Here is an 18,743-nt window from a genome sequence, read left to right as displayed (position 1 = left end):
ACGGTGAATGCCGCGTCGCAGCAGCATCGCGCGCGGCGCCTGGCCGGCAACCGCCCGGTAACCGCGCGGCAACCGCCCGGCGCGCTACCGGGCACGACGTTAAAATGACGCTTCCTCCGTGCCCCGAGCGCCACTCTCCCGCCCCATGTACAAAGTCATCGCCACCGATCTCGACGGTACGCTGCTGAACAGCGACCACCAGCTCGACCCGTACACGATCGACACCGTTCGCCGGCTCGACCGCGACGGCGTGCAGTTCGTGATCGCCACGGGGCGCCACTATGCGGACGTCGCCGGCATTCGCGACGTGCTCGGCATCCGGCCGTACCTGATCACGTCGAACGGTGCGCGCGTGCATGCGCCGGACGACACGAAGATTCACGCGCAGGACATCGACGCAGCGATCGTGCGCAGCCTCGTGCAGCCGGCAGTCGTCGGCGCGCACGGCCGCGTGATCGTCAACCTGTTCACCAACGACGGCTGGCTGATCGACCGCGACGCGCCGCACCTGCTCGAATTCCATCAGGATTCGGGCTTCCGGTACGACGTGATCGACATGGCCGCGCACGACGGCGCGGATATCGCGAAGGTGCTGTATATCGGCGAACCAGCCGACCTGGCGGTCGTCGCGGAGCAGATGCGCGTGCAGTTCGGCGACGCGCTGTACGTCACATACTCGCTGCCCGACTGCCTCGAAGTGATGACCGCGAACGTGTCGAAGGGGCGCGCGCTGCGCGCGGTGCTCGCGCGGCTCGGCGTCGATGTCGGCCACTGCATCGCATTCGGCGACAACATGAACGACATCGATCTGCTCGAAACCGCCGGTCATGCGTTCATGATGAACAACGCGAACCCCGACCTGATCGCGCGGCTGCCGCACGTCCCGCGGATCGGCAACAACTTCGACGCGGGCGTCGCCCGCCATCTGCGCACGCTGTTCTCGCTGGAAGACGACGTCGTCGCGTCCTGAGCGTCCGCCCCGGGCGCGTGTCCCGCGCGGAAATGAAAAACGGGCGCCAGGGGCGCCCGTCGAAATTACCTGCCTCGATGTTCTTCGACAGCGTGAGGCTCGCTGCTCTGCTCGCTTGACCCCGTAGTGTTTTATTCGCTTGTGCGAGCGGATGCCGGCAGCAGGTCGACGGCGTCGTCACGCCCGGCGACCAGCGGGTAGATGATCCCCGCGAGTACCGCGCCGATCAGCGGCGCGACCCAGAACAGCCACAGCTGGCCGATCGCGTCACCGCCCACGAACAGCGCCGGGCCGGTCGAGCGCGCCGGGTTCACCGACGTGTTGGTGACCGGAATCGAGATCAGGTGAATCAGCGTCAGGCACAGCCCGATCGCGATCGGCGCGAAGCCGGCCGGCACCCCGCGCTTGTCGGTCGCGCCGAGGATCACGAACAGGAAGAAGCCCGTCATCACGACTTCGCAGATGAACGACGCGGCGAGCGAGTAGTGGCCGGGCGAGCGATCGCCGAAGCCGTTCGTCGCAAAGCCGCTGCCGACGACGTCGAAACCCGGCTTGCCGGTTGCGATCAGGTACAGCACGAAGGCGCCGAGCGTGGCGCCGACGACCTGCGCGACGATGTACGGCGCGAGATCGCGTGCCGGGAAGCGGCCGGCGACCGTCAGGCCGACGCTCACCGCCGGATTCAGGTGGCAACCCGAGATGTGGCCGATTGCGAATGCCATCGTCAGCACGGTCAGGCCGAAGGCGAGTGCGACGCCGGCAAAGCCGATGCCGAGGCCCGGAAAGGCGGCGGCCAGCACGGCGCTTCCGCACCCGCCGAGCACCAGCCAGAACGTGCCGAATACCTCTGCAGCGAGACGCTGAGAAAGATTCATGTAAGGACCTCGTCCAAGTGGGTTGAAGACCCCGGCCGACGCAACGGATTTATTTCGTCGTCCGGAATTGGTCTGGATTATAGGAAATGAATCGGGTTCGGGAGGGTAAACGATTGTTAAATTTGAATGGCTGACGAATGCCTTTTATTAGAATAAGTCCGCATTCTCGATATAGACGATTCGGTTAAAGATGGCAGCATTAATTTCGAAGGGCAGGGCGGCAGTGCGGATGACGTAACGGACGTTGGCGTCCCGGCCGGATTCGCCGGGGCCGCATCATCGAAAAGGGGAGTCGAAAAATGTCTCAATACGCGAAACTCAAGGCGCAGATCGCCGATCTGCAGGCCCAGGCGGACGACGTGCGCCGCCAGGAAGTGGCAGCGGTGATCGCCGATGTCCAGCGAATGATTGCCGAATATGGCCTGACGGCCCAGGACCTGGGCTTCGCGGAACGGGCGCGGCGCGGGCGTCCGCCGAAGAAGGCGCCGTTGCCGCCGAAATACCGCGATCCGAAGTCGGGTGCCACCTGGAGTGGGCGCGGCAAGCCGCCGAATTGGATCGTCGGCAAAAACCGCGATCGTTTCCTGATCGAGTGACCGAAGGCCAAATGGAAAGAGCCGCATCGACGATGCGGCTCTTTTGTTTTGCGGGTTTTGCGCGCCGATTTCGGCGCGGATTTACGGCCTATTTCGGCGCGGATTTCCGCGTCAGGCGCCCGCGACCCGGCGCAATGCCGGTTGCTTGGTTGCCGCGCACAGCGTTTCGTAAGTCTCGACGTAACGCTGCGCCATTGCCTTCGCGCTGAAACGCGTGTCGAAACGCTCGCGGATCGCGGTGCGCGACAGGCTGTCGATCCGGTGCAGCGCGCCGACCGCGCCCTGCACGTCCTCGACGATGAAGCCGGTCACGCCGTCCTCGATCACTTCAGGCACGGAGCCGCGGTTGAACGCGACGACCGGCGTGCCGCAGGCCATCGCCTCGATCATCACCAGGCCGAACGGCTCCGGCCAGTCGATCGGGAACAGTAGCGCCTTCGCGCCGGACAGGAACGCCGGCTTTTGCGCTTCGTTGATCTCCCCGATGAATTCGACGTGCGCCTGGCCGAGCAGCGGCTCGATCACTTCCTTGAAGTAGTCGGCGTCGGCCTTGTCGACCTTCGCGGCGATCTTCAGCGGCAGCCCGCTTTGCGCGGCGATGCGGATCGCGGTGTCGACACGCTTTTCGGGACAGATCCGGCCGAGGAACGCGAGGTATTCGGGCTTCACGTCCGGCCGCGGCGTGAGCAGCGTGTCGGGCAGCCCGTGGTACACGGTGCCGGCCCACGCGGCCTGCGGCAGCGGCTTGCGCTGGTTGTTCGAGATCGACACGACCGGCGAATCCGGGAACGCGTCGAATACCGGCTGCAGCTCCGGCAGGTCGAGGCGGCCGTGCAGCGTCGTCACGTACGGCGTGTCGAGGCGCGACATCAGCGGGAACGGCAGGTAGTCGAGGTGGAAGTGCAGCACGTCGAATTCGTGCGCGACCCGGGCGACCTGCTCGAGGAGCCGCATATGGGGCGCCATCGAATCGCGGACCGACGGGTCGAGCCGCAGCGCGCGCGGCCACGCCGCCTCGAGACGGGCCGACGTGACGGAGTCGCCGCTGGCGAACAGCGTCACGTCATGGCCGAGTTCGACGAGCGCCTCGGTGAGGTAGGACACGACACGCTCGGTGCCGCCGTAGAGTTTCGGCGGGACGGCTTCGTACAGCGGCGCGATCTGGGCAATTCGCATGGATGTTCTCCTGTGTCGATCCGGGGCGCGATGGCGCCGAGACGGATCCCGTACAAGGTTGCGGAACTTGCCGACGCACGCGGTTGGCGGTACGTGGCCGGGCCCTGGGCGGGGTGCGCGGAGCGCCGGACGGCAAGCTGCGGGGCGGGCCGGCACGGCTCGCGCCGCCGCCCATTGGAGTCCATTATCGATATCGCCCTGAGGGGTTCGAGTGTTTTTTCAAACACTTAAGGCTTGTTACACGATGAAATACGCGAAAACCCCGAGAAAAAGGGCGCGGAATCATGAATCGCGACAGCCATAACTATTGTTGCGCTATCGTGAAAAAGCACTATAATTTTTACCGATCCGATTGTCGGCAGCCTTGCCGGCAAGCCTTCCACCTCTGGCGTGGCGGCCATCGGGGCCCTTCGCAACCGAATTCGCGTTGCAACCCGTTTTTCCGATTCCTTTCAATTCGCCTTGTCGGAAAAATTCCTACACGGTTTACAGACAAATCCTGCACGGCATACGCCACTTCGCTGATACCGACATAAATCCCGTTTGGCCAAAATTCGCCCTGTAAGACTATAAACGAGCCGACTGAGCGCCCGGTGCGCGCTGATCGAGCAAACGTTTTCATAACATGAATGGCCAAAGCAAAGCTTTTTAACGGGGGAATCATGAGCGCTACCAGCGAAATGCTCAGTGAGATCAAAGAGGTCAACCTGTCGTACCTCCTCCTCGCGCAGCGACTGCTGCGGGAAGACAAGGCGATGGGCATGTTCCGCATGGGCATTTCCCAGGAACTCGCCGACGTGCTCGCCAACCTCACGCTCGCGCAGACCGTGAAGCTGGCCGCGTCGAACCAGATGCTGTGCCGCTTCCGCTTCGATGATCACGCGCTGCTGTCGTCGCTCGCCGACAAGGGCCGCAGCGATGTCGTCGCGCACGCCCACTCGGCCATCCTGATGGCCGGGCAGCAGGTCGAAGGCGTCCGCTGATCCATCCCGCCTTGCGTTTGTCCCGGCGCGCCGCGCCGGCCGGCAGCGTGTTGGCCATTCATTCGAATAACGTCAAGCGGACGGTTATCACCATGGCAAGCAAAAGCGTCGTGATCGAGGTGAAGGAAATCACCCTCGCCATCGAACTGATCGAACTGGGCGCCCGGCTGCAACTGCTGGAGGCGGAGACGAGCCTGTCGCGGGACCGTCTGATCAAGCTGTACAAGGAACTGAAGGGCGTGTCGCCGCCGAAGGGGATGCTGCCGTTCTCGACCGACTGGTTCATGACGTGGCAGCCGAACATCCACTCGTCGCTGTTCTACAACATCTACCGGTTCATGCAGGACCACGGCCGCTGCGAGCCGATCCAGTCGATCGTGAAGGCGTACCGGCTCTATCTGGAGCACGTGAACCTGTCCGGCGACGAGGCCGCGCTGAGCCTCACGCGGGCGTGGACGCTGGTGCGCTTCTTCGATTCGGGGATGCTGCAGATGACCCCGTGCACGCGCTGCGGCGGCCACTTCGTCGCGCATGCTCATGATCCGCATCAAGGTTTCGTGTGTGGCCTCTGCCAGCCGCCGTCGCGCGCCGGCAAGACCCGCAAGGCCGCCGCCGCGCGCGCCGAACTGGCCGCCGCCGTGGCCTGAGCGCCGGGCCGGGCAAGGCCGGACGGGGCGCAAGCGGGGCCCGAGTGGCGCCCCGCGGGCCGCGCGAATCGTCCGCGCATTGCTGGTAAACACCGTCGGGCCGCCGCCGGGCGGCCGCGAAAGTTTTCCTGCCGACTGCCGTAAACCTGTTTAACGGCGGTCTCCCCGCCGGTCTTTCGTGAGGGACAGGCAGTGCTGATTATCGTGGGAACACTCGTGACGCTGTTGTCCGTCTTCGGCGGTTATGCGCTGGCAGGCGGGCATCTGGGCGCCTTGATCCAGCCCGTCGAGATCCTGATGATCGTGGGCGCCGGCGTCGGCGCGTTCATCCTCGGCAACGGCGGCAAGACCATCAAGGCCACGCTGCGCGTGCTGCCGACGCTCTTCAAGGGTTCGAAATACACGAAGGACGTCTATATGGAGCTGATGGCGCTGCTTTACGTGCTGCTCGCGAAGGCACGCAAGGAAGGCACGCTGACGCTCGAGGCCGACATCGACGATCCCGAAAAGAGCCCGATCTTCACGCAATACCCGAAGATCCTCGCCGATCGCCACATCGTCGAATTCCTGACCGACTACCTGCGCCTGATGGTGGGCGGCAACATGAACGCGTTCGAGATCGAGAGCCTGATGGACGAGGAGATCGAGACGCACCACACCGAAGGCGAAGGCCCGGCGCATGCGCTGATGCGCGTCGGCGACGCGATGCCGGCGTTCGGCATCGTCGCGGCCGTGATGGGCGTCGTGCACACGATGGCCTCGGCCGACAAGCCGCCCGCGGTGCTCGGCGCGATGATCGCGCAGGCGCTGGTCGGCACGTTCCTCGGGATCCTGCTGTCGTACGGGCTGATCGGGCCGCTCGCGAGCCTCGCGGAGCAGCGCGTCGCCGAGTCGACCAAGATGTTCCAGTGCATCAAGGTGACGATCCTCGCGACGCTGAACGGCTATGCGCCGGCGATCGCGGTGGAGTTCGGCCGCAAGGTGCTGTTCTCGACCGAGCGTCCGTCGTTCTCCGAGCTCGAGGAACATGTTCGCCGCGTGAAGGCGAAGTGACGCGGAGCGACCGATGAGCAAGAGCAAGGATCGCGCGATCGTCGTCAAGCGGGTGGCCCCGGCGAAGAAGGGCCACCACGGCGGCGCATGGAAGCTCGCGTACGCGGATTTCATGACCGCGATGATGGCGTTCTTCCTGCTGATGTGGCTGCTGAGCTCGGTCACGCCGGTGCAGCTGAAGGGGATCGCCGAATACTTCAACATGCCGCTGAAGGCCGCGATTCTCGGCAGCGGCGACCGCAGCTCGCAGGAGTCCAGCATCATCAACGGCGGCGGCCGCGACCTGTCGAGCGTCGACGCCGGCACGCTGCGCCGCACCGACGGCACGACGTCGCTCGCCGAGCGCCTCGCGAAGGCGGGCGACGACAATTCCCGGTCGCAGGCGCAGGGCGCGCAGGACCGGCTCGAGCAGACGCGCCTGCACGACCTGCAGATCAAGCTGATGGCCGCGATCGAGGCCAATCCGACGCTGCGCCAGTTCAAGCAGCAGATCCGCATCGATTCGACGCTGATGGGGCTGCGCATCGAGATCGTCGACTCCCAGAAGCGGCCGATGTTCGCGATGTCGAGCGACCACGTCGAGCCGTACATGCGCGACATCCTGCGCGAGATCGGCAAGACGCTGAACGACGTGCCGAACCGGATCATCGTCCAGGGCCATACCGACGCCGTGCCGTACGCGGGCGGCGAGGGCGGCTACAGCAACTGGGAGCTGTCGGCCGACCGCGCGAACGCGTCGCGCCGCGAGCTGATCTCCGGCGGCATGGACGAGGCGAAAGTGCTGCGCGTGCTGGGCCTCGCGTCGACGCAGAACCTGAACAAGGCCGATCCGCTCGATCCGGAAAACCGCCGGATCAGCGTGATCGTGCTGAATCGCAAATCCGAAGAAGCGCTGATGCGCGACGACGCGACGACGACGACGCTGTCCGCCGACGCGGCCGGCTCGAAGCTGCTCGCGCAGCAGCTCGGCGGCCCGACGCCGGCGGTGCGTCCGGTCGTGGCGAGCGCCGTCGCCGTGGCGCCGAAACCCTGACGTTTCCGAGACAGACATGATCCGAACCATTCTCGCCATCGACGACTCCGCGACCATGCGTGCGCTGCTGCAGGCCACGCTTGCGCAGGCCGGCTACGACGTGACGGTGGCGCCGGACGGCGAAGCCGGCTTCGACATGGCGGCGACGGCGCCGTACGACCTGGTCCTGACCGACCAGAACATGCCGCGCAAGAGCGGGCTTGAGGTGATCGCCGCGCTGCGCAAGCTGACCGCGTACGCGGACACGCCGATCCTCGTGCTGACGACCGAGGGCAGCGATGCGTTCAAGGACGCCGCACGCGACGCGGGCGCGACCGGCTGGATCGAAAAGCCGATCGACCCGGGCGTGCTCGTCGAGCTGGTCGCGACGCTGTCCGAGCCGGCTGCCTCCTGACATGAACGCGACGAATTCAACCGGTGACCGGGCATGACTCTCGACATCACTCAGTTCTACCAGACCTTTTTCGACGAAGCGGACGAGCTGCTCGCGCAGATGGAGCAGCTGCTGCTGAACCTCGACGTCGATGCGCCCGACCCCGAGGATCTGGCGGCGATCTTCCGCGCCGCGCATTCGATCAAGGGCGGCGCGGCGACGTTCGGCTTTTCCGCGCTGACCGATACGACGCACATCCTCGAATCGCTGCTCGACCGCGCGCGCAACCATGAGCTGACGCTGACCAAGGAAATGATCGACGCGTTCCTGGAAACCAAGGACGTGTTGTCCGACCAGCTCGTTGATTACCGCGCGAGCGCGGAACCGGACGCGGCCGCCGCCGCGACGATCTGCGCGAAGCTCGAACGGCTGAAGGCCGAAAGCGGCGCGGGTGCGCCTGCTGCGGCCGCCGAGCCTGCGCCGGCCGCGCCGGTTGCACCGGTCGCCGCCGTGGCGCCCGCCGTCGAACCCGCCGCTGCCGGCGATCGCGCCCCCGACCATGTGGTCGAACAGGCCGTCGCGGCCGCGCATCCGGCGGCCGACGCCGATGCCGGCGGCCCGCACCTGAAGATCACGCTCGTGGGCGTCGACGCGAAGGATCGCGAACTGCTCACCGAGGAACTCGGTAACCTCGGCCGGATCGTCGGCCGCGAGGAAACGGGCGCCGACTTGTCGCTGTGGGTCGAATCGGACGTGCCGTCGGACGACATCGTCGCGGTGTGCTGCTTCGTGATCGACGAAAGCCAGATCCGCGTCGCGCACGGCACCGCGCCGGCCGCGCAGGCGGCGCCGGCCGCCGCGCAGGGCGCCGCCGCCGAGGCTGCCGAGCCGGCCGCCGCCGCGCCGCCGGCACGCGTCGAGGTGTTCGCGCCGCCGCCGGCCGCGCCGCAACCGGCTGTTCCGGCACCGGCGCCGGCGCCGGCCGAGCCGGCCGCCGCCGCCCAGCAGCCGCAGCCGCAACAACACGCACAACCCCAGCCAGCCGAACACGCGACGCCGGCCGCCGCCGCGCATCACGACGACAAGCGCGCGCGCCCGGCCGCTGCCGCCGCGGCGGGCGCCGAAGGCAGTTCGATCCGCGTCGGCGTCGAGAAGGTCGACCAGCTGATCAACCTCGTCGGCGAACTGGTGATCACGCAGGCGATGCTGGCCGAGACGGCGACCGCATTCGATCCGGCGCTGCACGACCGCCTGTTCAACGGGATGGCGCAGCTCGAGCGCAACGCGCGCGACCTGCAGGAAGCGGTGATGTCGATCCGCATGATGCCGATGGACTACGTGTTCAGCCGCTTCCCGCGGCTCGTGCGCGACCTCGCCGGCAAGCTCGGCAAGCAGGTCGAACTGGTCACGTTCGGCCAGGCGACCGAGCTCGACAAGAGCCTGATCGAACGGATCATCGATCCGCTCACGCACCTGGTGCGCAACAGCCTCGACCACGGCATCGAGACCGTCGACAAGCGCGTCGCCGCCGGCAAGGACGCGGTCGGCCAGCTCGTGCTGTCGGCCGCGCATCACGGCGGCAACATCGTGATCGAGGTGAGCGACGACGGCGCGGGCCTGAACCGCGAGCGAATCCTCGCGAAGGCCGCGAAGCAGGGCATGCAGATCTCCGAGAACATCAGCGACGACGAAGTCTGGCAACTGATCTTCGCGCCGGGCTTCTCGACCGCCGAGACGGTGACCGACGTGTCGGGCCGCGGCGTCGGGATGGACGTCGTGAAGCGCAACATCCAGTCGATGGGCGGTCATGTCGAAATCTCGTCGCAGGCCGGCCGCGGCACGACCACGCGGATCGTGCTGCCGCTCACGCTGGCGATCCTAGACGGGATGTCGGTCAAGGTGGGCAGCGAGATCTTCATCCTGCCGCTGAACTTCGTGATGGAGTCGCTGCAGCCGTCGAACGACGACATCTACACGGTCGGCAACGGCGAGCGCGTGGTGCGCGTGCGCGGCGAATACCTGCCGCTGGTCGCGCTGCACGAGGTGTTCTCGGTCGAGGACGCGCGCACCGACCCGACGCAGGGGATCGTCACGATCATGGAAACCGAGGGGCGCCGCTTCGCGATGCTGATCGACGAGCTGGTCGGCCAGCAGCAGGTGGTCGTGAAGAACCTCGAAACCAACTACCGCAAGGTGCATGGCATCTCGGCGGCGACCATCCTCGGCGACGGCAGCGTCGCGCTGATCGTCGACGTCGCGGCGCTGAACCGCGAAACCCGTGCGACGCACGGCGCCCGAGCCGGCGCCGAGCTCGCCGTCTTCTGACTCTCGCCATTCAACCGATTGGGGGCAAACGTGTCTGCTGAAGTCCAAATGATCAATCCGGCCGCGGCGAATGCCGCGACGAGCCGCCGCGACGCGGCGCACGGCGATGCGACGGGCCAGGAATTCCTCGTGTTCACGCTCGGCGACGAGGAATACGGGATCGACATCCTGAAAGTGCAGGAAATCCGCGGCTACGACAGCGTCACGCGCATCGCGAACGCGCCCGAGTTCATCAAGGGCGTGATCAACCTGCGCGGGATCATCGTGCCGATCGTCGACATGCGGATCAAGTTCCACCTCGGCCGCGTCGAGTACGACCACCAGACCGTCGTGATCATCCTGAACGTGTCGAACCGCGTGGTCGGGATGGTGGTCGACGGCGTGTCGGACGTGCTGACGCTGCAGACCGACCAGATCATGCCGGCGCCGGAATTCGGCGCGACGCTGACGACCGAGTACCTGACGGGCCTCGGCACGGTCGACGGCCGGATGCTGATCCTGATGGACATCGAGAAGCTGATGTCGAGCCGTGAAATGGCGCTGATCGAGACACTCGGCGGGTAAGCGCGCCGCGCGCGCAGCAATTTCGGGAGAATCTGCAATGTTGCATAACTGGTCGATCCGCACGACGCTCACGGCGGTCGGACTCATCCTCGTGTGCCTGGCCGCCGCGGTCGGCGGGCTCGGCCTCTACGCGCTGAATCACGCGAGCCGTTCGCTCGACGAGATCGCGCACGTCGACCTGCCGGCGATCCACACGCTGGACGACACGGCCGCGTACCTGCTGCGCTCGCGCGTCGCGCTCGATCGCTTTCGTACGCTGACCGAAGCCGGCAATGCGGCCGACGCGGCGAAGGTGCTCGACCGCGCGCAGGAGCTGTATGCGAAGTCGAACCAGAACTGGCAGACGTTCCAGTCGACGCCGAAGCTCGGTGTCGAGCAGGCGCTCGTCGACGAGCTCACCGCGCGTTACACGACGATCATGAAGGAAGGCGTCGAACCGGAATTCGCCGCGGCGCGCGCGGGCGACATGGCCGCGTACCACGCGATCGCCGACGCGAAGATCAGCCCGATGTTCGTCGCGTTCGACCAGACGGCGGCGGCCGTGATCGCCGCGCTGCAAAAGCGCGCGGAAGACCGCCAGGCCGCGACGCAGTCGCAGATCTCGATGATGATCGCGCTGATCGCGGCCGGCATCGCGCTCGCGTTCGTCGTCGTGATCGCGATCCGCTTCGTCCTGCGCGGGCTGATCGTCCAGCCGATCGAGGACGCGATCGCGCACTTCGAGCGCATCGCCGGCGGCGACCTCACGCAACCGGTGAGCGTGTTCAGCACGAACGAGATCGGCCGCCTGTTCGGCGGCATCAAGCGGATGCAGGACGCCGTCACGACGATGGTGCAGGCCGTGCATCGCGGCACCGAATCGATCGACGTCGGCGCGCGCGAGATCGCGACCGGCAACATCGACCTGTCCCAGCGCACCGAGGAGCAGGCCGCCTCGCTGCAGGAAACCGCGTCGAGCATGGAGCAACTGACGGGCACCGTGCGGCAGAACGCGGAAAACGCGCGGCAGGCGAGCCAGCTCGCGGTGAACGCGTCGGACATCGCGACGCAGGGCGGCGACGTGGTCGGCCAGGTCGTGTCGACGATGCAGGACATCGCGGCGAGCTCGGGCAAGGTCGTCGACATCATCGGCACGATCGAGGGCATCGCGTTCCAGACCAACATCCTCGCGCTGAACGCGGCCGTCGAAGCGGCGCGGGCCGGCGAGCAGGGCCGCGGCTTCGCGGTGGTCGCGGGCGAAGTGCGTTCGCTCGCGCAGCGCAGCGCGAGCGCCGCGAAGGAAATCAAGCAGCTGATCGGCGATTCGGCCGAGAAGGTCGACAGCGGGTCGGCGCTCGTCGCACGCGCCGGCGCGACGATGGACGAGATCGTGCAGGCGGTGCGCCGCGTGACCGACATCATGGGCGAGATCAGCGCGGCATCCGACGAACAGTCGACCGGCATCGAGCAGGTCAACCGTGCGGTCGGCCAGATGGATGCGGTCACGCAGCAGAACGCGGCGCTCGTCGAGCAGGCCGCCGCCGCGGCCGCGTCGCTCGAGGAGCAGACGCGCCAGATGAAGGCGATCGTGTCGGGCTGGCGCGTCGCGGGCGGCATCGCGCTCGCGCCGGCGCGCGGCGTCGCGCGGCCGGTGGCCCATGAACCGGCGGCGCTGCCGTCGGACGCGCGCCACGACGCGCCGGTCGCCGCGCTGCCGGCGCCGGCAGCGGCCCAGCCGGCCGCACGGCGCGGCGCGCCGGCGTCGCGTGCCGCTGCCGCGGGCGCCGCGGCAGCGGCCGCCGAACCGAAGCGTGCGGCCGATGCGGCCACGCGCACGCAGAAGGACGCACCGGCTGCCCGTGGCGGTACCGCCGCGGGCGGCTACGGCCCGCGTCTCGCGAAGACGGCCGCCGCGGCGGACAAGCCGGCCGCGAAGCCCGCGCTCGTGCGCCCGGCGCTGAACGGCGAGAAGCCGGCGCTGGCCGCCGCCGGCGCGTCGGACGACGACTGGGAGACCTTCTAAGCCATGTCGCACGCGCGCGCGCCGTTTCGACCCGATGCACCGGATGCCTCGCCTCGCGCGGGCGAGCCGGGGCGCGACTTCGCGTTCACCGGCGCGGATTTCGCACGCATCCGCGCGCTGATCCATCAACGCGCGGGCATCTCGCTGTCCGAGCACAAGCGCGACATGGCCTACAGCCGTCTCGCGCGGCGGCTGCGGGCGCGCGGCCTCGACACGTTCCGCGACTACCTCGACCTGCTCGAGCAGGAAGACGATCCGCTCGAGTGGGAAGCGTTCACCAACGCGCTGACGACCAACCTGACCGCGTTTTTCCGCGAGTCGCACCATTTCCCGATCCTGTCGGAGTTCGTGAAATCGCGGCCGGCGCCGGTGTCGGTCTGGTGCTCGGCGGCGTCGACCGGCGAGGAGCCGTACTCGATCGCGATCACGCTGATCGAGGCGCTCGGCGACACGGCCGCGCGCAACGCATCGATCCTTGCGACCGATCTCGACACGCAGGTGCTCGCGAAGGCCGAAGCCGGCATCTATACGTACGACCAGGTCAAGCACCTGTCGCCGGAGCGGCTCAAGCGCTTCTTCCTGAAGGGCACGGGCGCGCAGGCCGGCCGCGTGAAGGTGCGCCCCGAGCTGCGCGCGATGATCCGTTTCGAGCAGTTGAACCTGACCGATGCGGACTACGGGATCGCGAAGCCGTTCGACGCGATCTTCTGCCGCAACGTGATGATCTATTTCGACAAGCCGACGCAGGGGCAGGTGCTGTCGCGCTTCGAGCCGCTCGTGAAGCCGGGCGGGCTGCTGTTCGCCGGCCATTCGGAGAACTTCACGTACGTGACGCAGGCGTTCCGGCTGCGCGGGCAGACGGTGTACGAACTGACGCGCGACGCCGCGCAGGGCGCGCGGCCGCGCGGCGCGCCGACGAGCGCGGCGGCCGCGATGCCGGCGCCCGGGCGCGTGCGGGCCGCAGGCGGCGCACCGGCCTATGGAGAGCGCGGATGAGCGCCCTGCCGATCGCGACCAATCGCTACTTCGACAACCACTTCGAGCGCCCCGGCGTGAAGCTGTTGCCGAACGAGTTCTACACGACCGCCGAGGACATGGTGCTGATGACCGTGCTCGGCTCGTGCGTCGCCGCGTGCCTGCACGACCCGTACGCAGGCATCGGCGGGATGAACCATTTCATGCTGCCGGACGACGGCGCCGATCCGGGCGCGGCCGCGTCGGAATCGATGCGCTACGGCGCGTACGCGATGGAAGTGCTGATCAACGAGCTGATCAAGGCCGGCGGGCGCCGCGAGCGCTTCGAGGCGAAGGTGTTCGGCGGCGCGGCCGTGCTGGCCGGGATGACGACGATCAACATCGGCGATCGCAACGCGGATTTCGTGCGCCGCTATCTCGCGCTGGAGCGCATCCGCATCACCGCGGAAGACCTGCAGGGCGTGCATCCGCGCAAGGTCGCGTTCATGCCGCACAGCGGGCGCGCGATGGTGAAGAAGCTGCGGCTGCAGGTGCCGGGGGTGACCGAGCGCGAAGCCGCGCTCGCGCGCGAGGCCGATCGCCTCCGCGCCGCACGGACCCGCGCGCAGGTCGAGCTGTTCGCCGCGAAGCGGCCTGCCGCGCCGCAGCCGGCGCGCCCGCGCATCGAGCTGTTCGGCGGGCGCGGCACGGCGCCGGGCAACGGGAGCCCGTCCGCCGGGAGCCCGTATGCCGCGAACCTATCAAGAAAGCAGGAGGCCTGACCGCAGTGCAGAAGATCAAAGTGTTGTGCGTCGACGATTCGGCGCTGATCCGCAGCCTGATGACCGAGATCATCAACAGCCAGCCCGACATGACGGTGGTCGCGACCGCGCCCGATCCGCTCGTCGCGCGCGAGCTCATCAAGCAGCACAACCCCGACGTGCTCACGCTCGACGTCGAAATGCCGCGCATGGACGGGCTCGACTTCCTCGAGAAGCTGATGCGCCTGCGGCCGATGCCGGTCGTGATGGTGTCGTCGCTGACCGAGCGCGGCTCGGAAATCACGCTGCGCGCGCTCGAACTCGGCGCGGTGGATTTCGTCACGAAGCCGCGCGTCGGGATTCGCGACGGGATGCTCGACTACGCGGAAAAGCTCGCCGACAAGATCCGCGCGGCGTCGCGCGCGCGCGTGCGCCAGGCGCCGCAGCCGCAGGCCGCCGCGCGCTCGGCGGACAGCGCCGCGGCCGCGCCGATGATCAACAATCCGCTCGTCAGTACCGAGAAGCTGATCATCATCGGCGCGTCGACGGGCGGCACCGAGGCGATCCGCGAAGTGCTGACGCCGCTGCCGCCGGATGCGCCGGCCGTGCTGATCGCGCAGCACATGCCGCCCGGCTTCACGAAATCGTTCGCGCAGCGGCTGAACGGCCTGTGCCGGATCGCGGTGAAGGAAGCCGAGCACGGCGAACGCGTGCTGCCGGGCCATGCGTACATCGCGCCGGGCCATGCGCACCTGTTGCTCGCGAGAAGCGGCGCGAACTATATTGCGCAACTGTCGGACGAGCCGCCGGTGAACCGGCACCGCCCGTCGGTCGACGTGCTGTTCCGCTCGGCGGCGACGCACGCGGGCAAGAACGCGATCGGCGTGATCCTCACCGGGATGGGCCGCGACGGGGCGGCCGGCCTGCTGGAAATGAAACGCGCGGGCGCTCACACGTTCGCGCAGGACGAAGCGAGCTGTATCGTGTTCGGGATGCCGCGCGAGGCGATCGCGCTCGGCGGCGCGGACGAGGTCGCGCCGCTCGCCGACATGAGCCGCCGCGTGATGGCGCGCCTGGCGACGATGGGCGACCGCGTGCAGCGCGTGTGAATGGAATGTCACGGGGCGCGTGCCACGATACGCGCCTCGACGGAAACGAATCTGGAAAGGAACGACGATGGACAAGAGCATGAAAATCCTGGTGGTGGACGATTTCCCGACGATGCGCCGGATCGTCCGCAACCTGCTCAAGGAACTGGGCTACACGAACGTCGATGAGGCGGAAGACGGCGCGGCCGGCCTCGCGCGGCTGCGCGGCGGCGGCTTCGACTTCGTGATCTCGGACTGGAACATGCCGAACCTCGACGGCCTCGCGATGCTGAAGGAAATCCGCGCGGACGCGACGCTCACGCACCTGCCGGTGCTGATGGTCACGGCCGAGTCGAAGAAGGAGAACATCATCGCGGCCGCCCAGGCCGGCGCGAGCGGCTACGTCGTGAAGCCGTTCACGGCCGCGACGCTCGACGAGAAGCTGAACAAGATCATCGACAAGATGGCCAAGGCCGGGAGCTGAACGTGAACGAGCCGATCCATGCGGCGCTTGCCGGTGCGGCGATCAACGCCGACGGCCATGCCGAAGGCGCCGATTACGCGAGCGACCGGATCCTCGCGCGCATCGGCCACGTCACGCGCACGCTGCGCGATTCGATGCGCGAGCTCGGGCTCGACAAGCATGTCGAGCGCGCGGCGGAAGCCGTGCCCGATGCGCGCGACCGGCTGCGCTACGTCGCGACGATGACCGAACAGGCCGCCGAGCGCGTGCTGAACGCGATCGAGATCGCGAAGCCGGTGCAGGAGCGCATCCAGAACGAAGCCGAGGCGCTCGACGCGCGCTGGGCGCAGTGGTATGCCGCGCCGATCGAGCACGCGGAAGTGCGCGAGCTGATGGACGATACGCGCACGTTCCTGCGCACGCTGCCCGAGTCGACGTCGGCGACCCGCGCGCAACTGCTCGAGATCATGCTCGCGCAGGATTTCCAGGACCTGACCGGGCAGGTGATCAAGAAGATCATGGACATGGTCTACCTGATCGAGCAGCAGCTCCTCACCGTGCTCGTCGAGAACATCGCGCCGGAGCGGCGCGAGCAGTTCGCCGCCACCGCGGCCGCGCTGGCGGCCGAGCAGATGAGCGCGACCGGCAGCCCCGAATCGCTGCTGAACGGCCCGCAGATCGCGCCGGAAGGCAAATCCGACGTCGTTCAGGACCAGGGGCAGGTCGACGATCTGCTCGCGAGCCTCGGCTTCTGATCCTGCCGCGGCGCATCCGCGCGCTCCATCGCCGGGCGCCCCGTCCCCCGCGGGGCCGAGGCGCGCATTCCCCTTTCCCGCTTCGTTCTCCCGCCCGCCGCGCTTGCGCGGCGCGGTGTCATCCTGCGTCGAATTGACACTTCGCCACACTCCGCAGGCATACTACGCGTCAGCAGCAACGTAGCGTCTCATTCGTAAGATTCATAAGTTGGCAGGCGGCGCGTGCCGACGGCGGCGCCGTCGGCAACGAAGCCAGTCCCTTGGGGGGGAACGTGAAGCTGAAACGCTTGGGCTGGACCGTCGCGCACGCGACGGCTGCAATGGGTGTGCTGTGGGCCGTCCACGCACATGCGGAACTGGGCGGCGCGCCGATGTCGCCGCCGGCGGACGATCAGGCCGCCACCGTGCGCGCGCTGCAGCGCGCCATGCGCTCGGCGGACGGCGCGCAGGCCAGCACGGCCGCCTATACCGTTCGCGAGATCACGCTCGGATCGGGCACCGTCATCCACGAATACACGTCGGCCGCCGGCAGCGTGTTCGGCCTCGCGTGGCGCGGGCCGACGATGCCGGATCTCGCGTCGCTGCTCGGCAGCTATTTCCCGCAGTACACCGCCGGCGTCCAGGCGGCGCACCGGGCGCGCGGCTGGCGCGCGCCGGTGGCCGTCGAGACGAGCGGCCTCGTGATCCGGACGGGCGGCCACATGGGCGCCTTCTCCGGCCAGGCGTGGCTGCCGTCGGCGCTGCCCGCCGGCGTGGCCGGCACCGATATCCAGTGACAGCGGGAGAGCGATCTTGAGCATTCCTCGTACATTCAAGCGCTGGCTCGGCGTGCTGGGCCTCCTGGCCGCGACGGCCGTGCTCGTGACGGCATGCGGCGGCGGCGATGGCGGCGGCGGTTCGGGCAACGGCGGCAATGCCGGCAATACGGGCGGCAACGGCTCGGGCGGGTCCGACGGCAACAGCGGCAACACGGCCGTCGTCACGGTCGGCGCCGGCGCCGCGAACGTGATCAACATCCCGACCATCAGCCTGAAGATCTGCGTGCCTGGCACGTCGAACTGTCAGGTCGTCAACAACGTGCTCGTCGATACCGCGTCCTACGGGTTGCGGCTCGTCGGCAGTGCGGTGGCGGGCGTGCACGACAGCCTGCCGCAGGTGACGAGCGGCGGCGCGCCGGTCGCCGAATGCGGCAAGTTCGTGTCGAGCTACACGTGGGGCTCGGTGCGCACCGTCGACCTGTCGATCGGCACCGAGCAGGCGAGCTCGCTGCCCGTGCAGATCATCGGCGACCTCGGCACGACCAACGTACCGAGCTCGTGCACGAACGGCGGCGCGTCGGCCAACTCGACCGGCGCGCTCGGCGCGAACGGGATCCTCGGCATCGGGCCGGCGCCGTACGACTGCGGCACGACCTGCGCCACGTCGACGTCGACGAGCAACAACTACTACGCGTGCCCGAACGGCGACAACGCGCGCTGCACGGTCGCGCTCGTGCCGCTGGCGCAGCAGGTGGCGAACCCGGTGCATCGGTTCGCGAACAACGACGGGGTGAGCGTGCAGATGCCGGCCATCTCCGACAACGGGCAGGCAAGCGCGACCGGCACGCTGACGTTCGGCCTGCCGAACCTGAGCGGGAAGACGGTGATGACGTCGACCACGACCGGCGACGTCAGTGCGACGTTCCAGGGGCGCAGCGTGACCGCGTTCTTCGATACCGGCTCCAACGCGTATTTCTTCAACGATTCGGCGCAGACGGTCTGTTCGAGGAATACGGAGTTCTACTGCCCGTCGGCGACGACCACCTATTCGGCCACGCTGAGCGGCCAGAACGGCGCGTCGGGCACCGTGTCGATGCCGGTCGCGAACGCGGATTCGCTGTTCTCGAATCCGTCGACGTTCGCGTTCAACGACATCGCGGGCCCGTTCGGCTCGTCCAGCTGGCTCGACATCGGCATGCCGCACTTCTACGGCAAGACGATCTACTTCGGGATGGACAAGACCGCGAGCGGCGGCCCGCAGCCGTTCGTCGCGTTCTGACGCGGCACGGCCGGACGCAGGAACGAGGGGGCGAGCGATCGCCCCCTTTTTTTCGGCCCCGGCGGGCGCGAGGCTACGGACCGGCGCT

Annotated in this window: 19 protein-coding genes; 17 read left to right on the top strand and 2 right to left on the bottom strand. The window is 67.9% G+C overall.

The features are described 5' to 3' along the window. Positions 1-145: 145 nt before the first annotated feature. Positions 146-970 (top strand): Cof-type HAD-IIB family hydrolase, encoded by an 825-nt coding sequence (locus BLS50_RS07615; RefSeq protein ID WP_074801662.1) that lies wholly within the window; start codon positions 146-148, stop codon positions 968-970. A gap of 131 nt (positions 971-1,101) precedes the next feature. On the opposite strand, the gene aqpZ is transcribed toward BLS50_RS07615, so the two are convergent. Continuing rightward, positions 1,102-1,845, bottom strand: coding sequence for an aquaporin Z (gene aqpZ / locus BLS50_RS07610; protein WP_006489324.1), 744 nt, complete (start codon positions 1,843-1,845; stop codon positions 1,102-1,104). Positions 1,846-2,144: 299 nt separating this feature from the next. On the opposite strand from aqpZ, the gene BLS50_RS07605 reads away from it, so the two are divergent. Further along, on the top strand, positions 2,145-2,441 hold the full coding sequence (locus BLS50_RS07605) for an H-NS histone family protein (protein WP_006489320.1): 297 nt from the start codon (positions 2,145-2,147) through the stop codon (positions 2,439-2,441). Between the two features lie 111 nt (positions 2,442-2,552). Here the strand turns inward: BLS50_RS07605 and BLS50_RS07600 are convergent, their stop codons facing one another. After that, positions 2,553-3,617: a glycosyltransferase family 4 protein gene (locus tag BLS50_RS07600; protein WP_074801659.1), complete on the bottom strand. Its 1,065-nt coding sequence runs from the start codon at positions 3,615-3,617 to the stop codon at positions 2,553-2,555. 662 nt (positions 3,618-4,279) lie between these two features. Between BLS50_RS07600 and flhD the strand changes: the two genes are divergently transcribed. The 15 genes from flhD to BLS50_RS07520 all read left to right on the top strand — a co-directional run bounded on the left by flhD (position 4,280) and on the right by BLS50_RS07520 (position 18,655). Then, positions 4,280-4,600, top strand: coding sequence for a flagellar transcriptional regulator FlhD (gene flhD / locus BLS50_RS07590; protein ID WP_011350590.1), 321 nt, complete (start codon positions 4,280-4,282; stop codon positions 4,598-4,600). A gap of 92 nt (positions 4,601-4,692) precedes the next feature. After that, the gene (flhC, locus tag BLS50_RS07585) at positions 4,693-5,247 is read left to right on the top strand and encodes a flagellar transcriptional regulator FlhC (RefSeq protein WP_006493184.1); all 555 of its coding nucleotides are present in this window, start codon (positions 4,693-4,695) and stop codon (positions 5,245-5,247) included. Between the two features lie 192 nt (positions 5,248-5,439). Further along, the gene (gene motA, locus BLS50_RS07580; RefSeq protein ID WP_006477350.1) at positions 5,440-6,300 is read left to right on the top strand and encodes a flagellar motor stator protein MotA; all 861 of its coding nucleotides are present in this window, start codon (positions 5,440-5,442) and stop codon (positions 6,298-6,300) included. Positions 6,301-6,313: 13 nt separating this feature from the next. Continuing rightward, positions 6,314-7,333: a flagellar motor protein MotB gene (gene motB, locus BLS50_RS07575; RefSeq protein WP_011546714.1), complete on the top strand. Its 1,020-nt coding sequence runs from the start codon at positions 6,314-6,316 to the stop codon at positions 7,331-7,333. 16 nt (positions 7,334-7,349) lie between these two features. Further along, complete coding sequence (locus BLS50_RS07570) at positions 7,350-7,727, top strand: response regulator (RefSeq protein WP_006477352.1); 378 nt, start codon at positions 7,350-7,352, stop codon at positions 7,725-7,727. A 33-nt stretch (positions 7,728-7,760) separates the two neighbouring features. Continuing rightward, a complete protein-coding gene (cheA, locus tag BLS50_RS07565) occupies positions 7,761-10,031 on the top strand; it encodes a chemotaxis protein CheA (RefSeq protein WP_074801656.1) in 2,271 nt (756 codons plus the stop codon). A gap of 48 nt (positions 10,032-10,079) precedes the next feature. Further along, positions 10,080-10,595 carry a chemotaxis protein CheW gene (cheW, locus tag BLS50_RS07560; RefSeq protein ID WP_012327702.1) on the top strand — a complete coding sequence of 172 codons (516 nt, stop codon included), beginning with the start codon at positions 10,080-10,082 and terminating at the stop codon, positions 10,593-10,595. 37 nt (positions 10,596-10,632) lie between these two features. Then, positions 10,633-12,597, top strand: coding sequence for a methyl-accepting chemotaxis protein (locus tag BLS50_RS07555; protein ID WP_069232053.1), 1,965 nt, complete (start codon positions 10,633-10,635; stop codon positions 12,595-12,597). Between the two features lie 3 nt (positions 12,598-12,600). Next, positions 12,601-13,593 carry a CheR family methyltransferase gene (locus BLS50_RS07550; protein ID WP_069232054.1) on the top strand — a complete coding sequence of 331 codons (993 nt, stop codon included), beginning with the start codon at positions 12,601-12,603 and terminating at the stop codon, positions 13,591-13,593. Beyond that, entirely contained in the window at positions 13,590-14,333 is a 744-nt protein-coding gene (gene cheD, locus BLS50_RS07545; RefSeq protein ID WP_023477954.1) for a chemoreceptor glutamine deamidase CheD, read from the top strand. The genes BLS50_RS07550 and cheD overlap by 4 nt, the downstream gene beginning before the upstream one ends. Then, entirely contained in the window at positions 14,330-15,421 is a 1,092-nt protein-coding gene (locus BLS50_RS07540) for a protein-glutamate methylesterase/protein-glutamine glutaminase (RefSeq protein ID WP_027810841.1), read from the top strand. The genes cheD and BLS50_RS07540 overlap by 4 nt, the downstream gene beginning before the upstream one ends. Before the next feature lie 67 nt (positions 15,422-15,488). Next, on the top strand, positions 15,489-15,884 hold the full coding sequence (gene cheY / locus BLS50_RS07535; protein WP_006754880.1) for a chemotaxis response regulator CheY: 396 nt from the start codon (positions 15,489-15,491) through the stop codon (positions 15,882-15,884). Positions 15,885-15,886: 2 nt separating this feature from the next. Beyond that, positions 15,887-16,618: a protein phosphatase CheZ gene (cheZ, locus tag BLS50_RS07530; protein ID WP_006477357.1), complete on the top strand. Its 732-nt coding sequence runs from the start codon at positions 15,887-15,889 to the stop codon at positions 16,616-16,618. A 272-nt stretch (positions 16,619-16,890) separates the two neighbouring features. After that, the gene (locus BLS50_RS07525) at positions 16,891-17,394 is read left to right on the top strand and encodes a DUF2844 domain-containing protein (protein WP_011546708.1); all 504 of its coding nucleotides are present in this window, start codon (positions 16,891-16,893) and stop codon (positions 17,392-17,394) included. Between the two features lie 16 nt (positions 17,395-17,410). Next, a complete protein-coding gene (locus BLS50_RS07520) occupies positions 17,411-18,655 on the top strand; it encodes a DUF3443 family protein (RefSeq protein ID WP_027808932.1) in 1,245 nt (414 codons plus the stop codon). Positions 18,656-18,743 lie beyond the last annotated feature (88 nt).

Origin of the sequence: Burkholderia orbicola, from assembly GCF_900100915.1 — a bacterium.
GTDB lineage: Bacteria > Pseudomonadota > Gammaproteobacteria > Burkholderiales > Burkholderiaceae > Burkholderia > Burkholderia orbicola.
This window is presented reverse-complemented; position numbering and strand designations above follow the sequence as displayed.

What these genes read in the sequence shown, in the direction of transcription:
- motB (WP_011546714.1), top strand. Translation starts at nt 6,314, where the DNA reads ATGAGCAAGAGCAAGGATCGCGCGATCGTCGTCAAGCGGGTGGCCCCG.
- flhD (WP_011350590.1), top strand. Translation starts at nt 4,280, where the DNA reads ATGAGCGCTACCAGCGAAATGCTCAGTGAGATCAAAGAGGTCAACCTG.
- cheW (WP_012327702.1), top strand. Translation starts at nt 10,080, where the DNA reads ATGATCAATCCGGCCGCGGCGAATGCCGCGACGAGCCGCCGCGACGCG.
- aqpZ (WP_006489324.1), bottom strand. Translation starts at nt 1,845, where the DNA reads ATGAATCTTTCTCAGCGTCTCGCTGCAGAGGTATTCGGCACGTTCTGG.
- BLS50_RS07605 (WP_006489320.1), top strand. Translation starts at nt 2,145, where the DNA reads ATGTCTCAATACGCGAAACTCAAGGCGCAGATCGCCGATCTGCAGGCC.
- BLS50_RS07555 (WP_069232053.1), top strand. Translation starts at nt 10,633, where the DNA reads ATGTTGCATAACTGGTCGATCCGCACGACGCTCACGGCGGTCGGACTC.
- cheY (WP_006754880.1), top strand. Translation starts at nt 15,489, where the DNA reads ATGGACAAGAGCATGAAAATCCTGGTGGTGGACGATTTCCCGACGATG.
- flhC (WP_006493184.1), top strand. Translation starts at nt 4,693, where the DNA reads ATGGCAAGCAAAAGCGTCGTGATCGAGGTGAAGGAAATCACCCTCGCC.
- BLS50_RS07600 (WP_074801659.1), bottom strand. Translation starts at nt 3,617, where the DNA reads ATGCGAATTGCCCAGATCGCGCCGCTGTACGAAGCCGTCCCGCCGAAA.
- cheD (WP_023477954.1), top strand. Translation starts at nt 13,590, where the DNA reads ATGAGCGCCCTGCCGATCGCGACCAATCGCTACTTCGACAACCACTTC.
- cheA (WP_074801656.1), top strand. Translation starts at nt 7,761, where the DNA reads ATGACTCTCGACATCACTCAGTTCTACCAGACCTTTTTCGACGAAGCG.
- BLS50_RS07615 (WP_074801662.1), top strand. Translation starts at nt 146, where the DNA reads ATGTACAAAGTCATCGCCACCGATCTCGACGGTACGCTGCTGAACAGC.
- BLS50_RS07570 (WP_006477352.1), top strand. Translation starts at nt 7,350, where the DNA reads ATGATCCGAACCATTCTCGCCATCGACGACTCCGCGACCATGCGTGCG.
- BLS50_RS07550 (WP_069232054.1), top strand. Translation starts at nt 12,601, where the DNA reads ATGTCGCACGCGCGCGCGCCGTTTCGACCCGATGCACCGGATGCCTCG.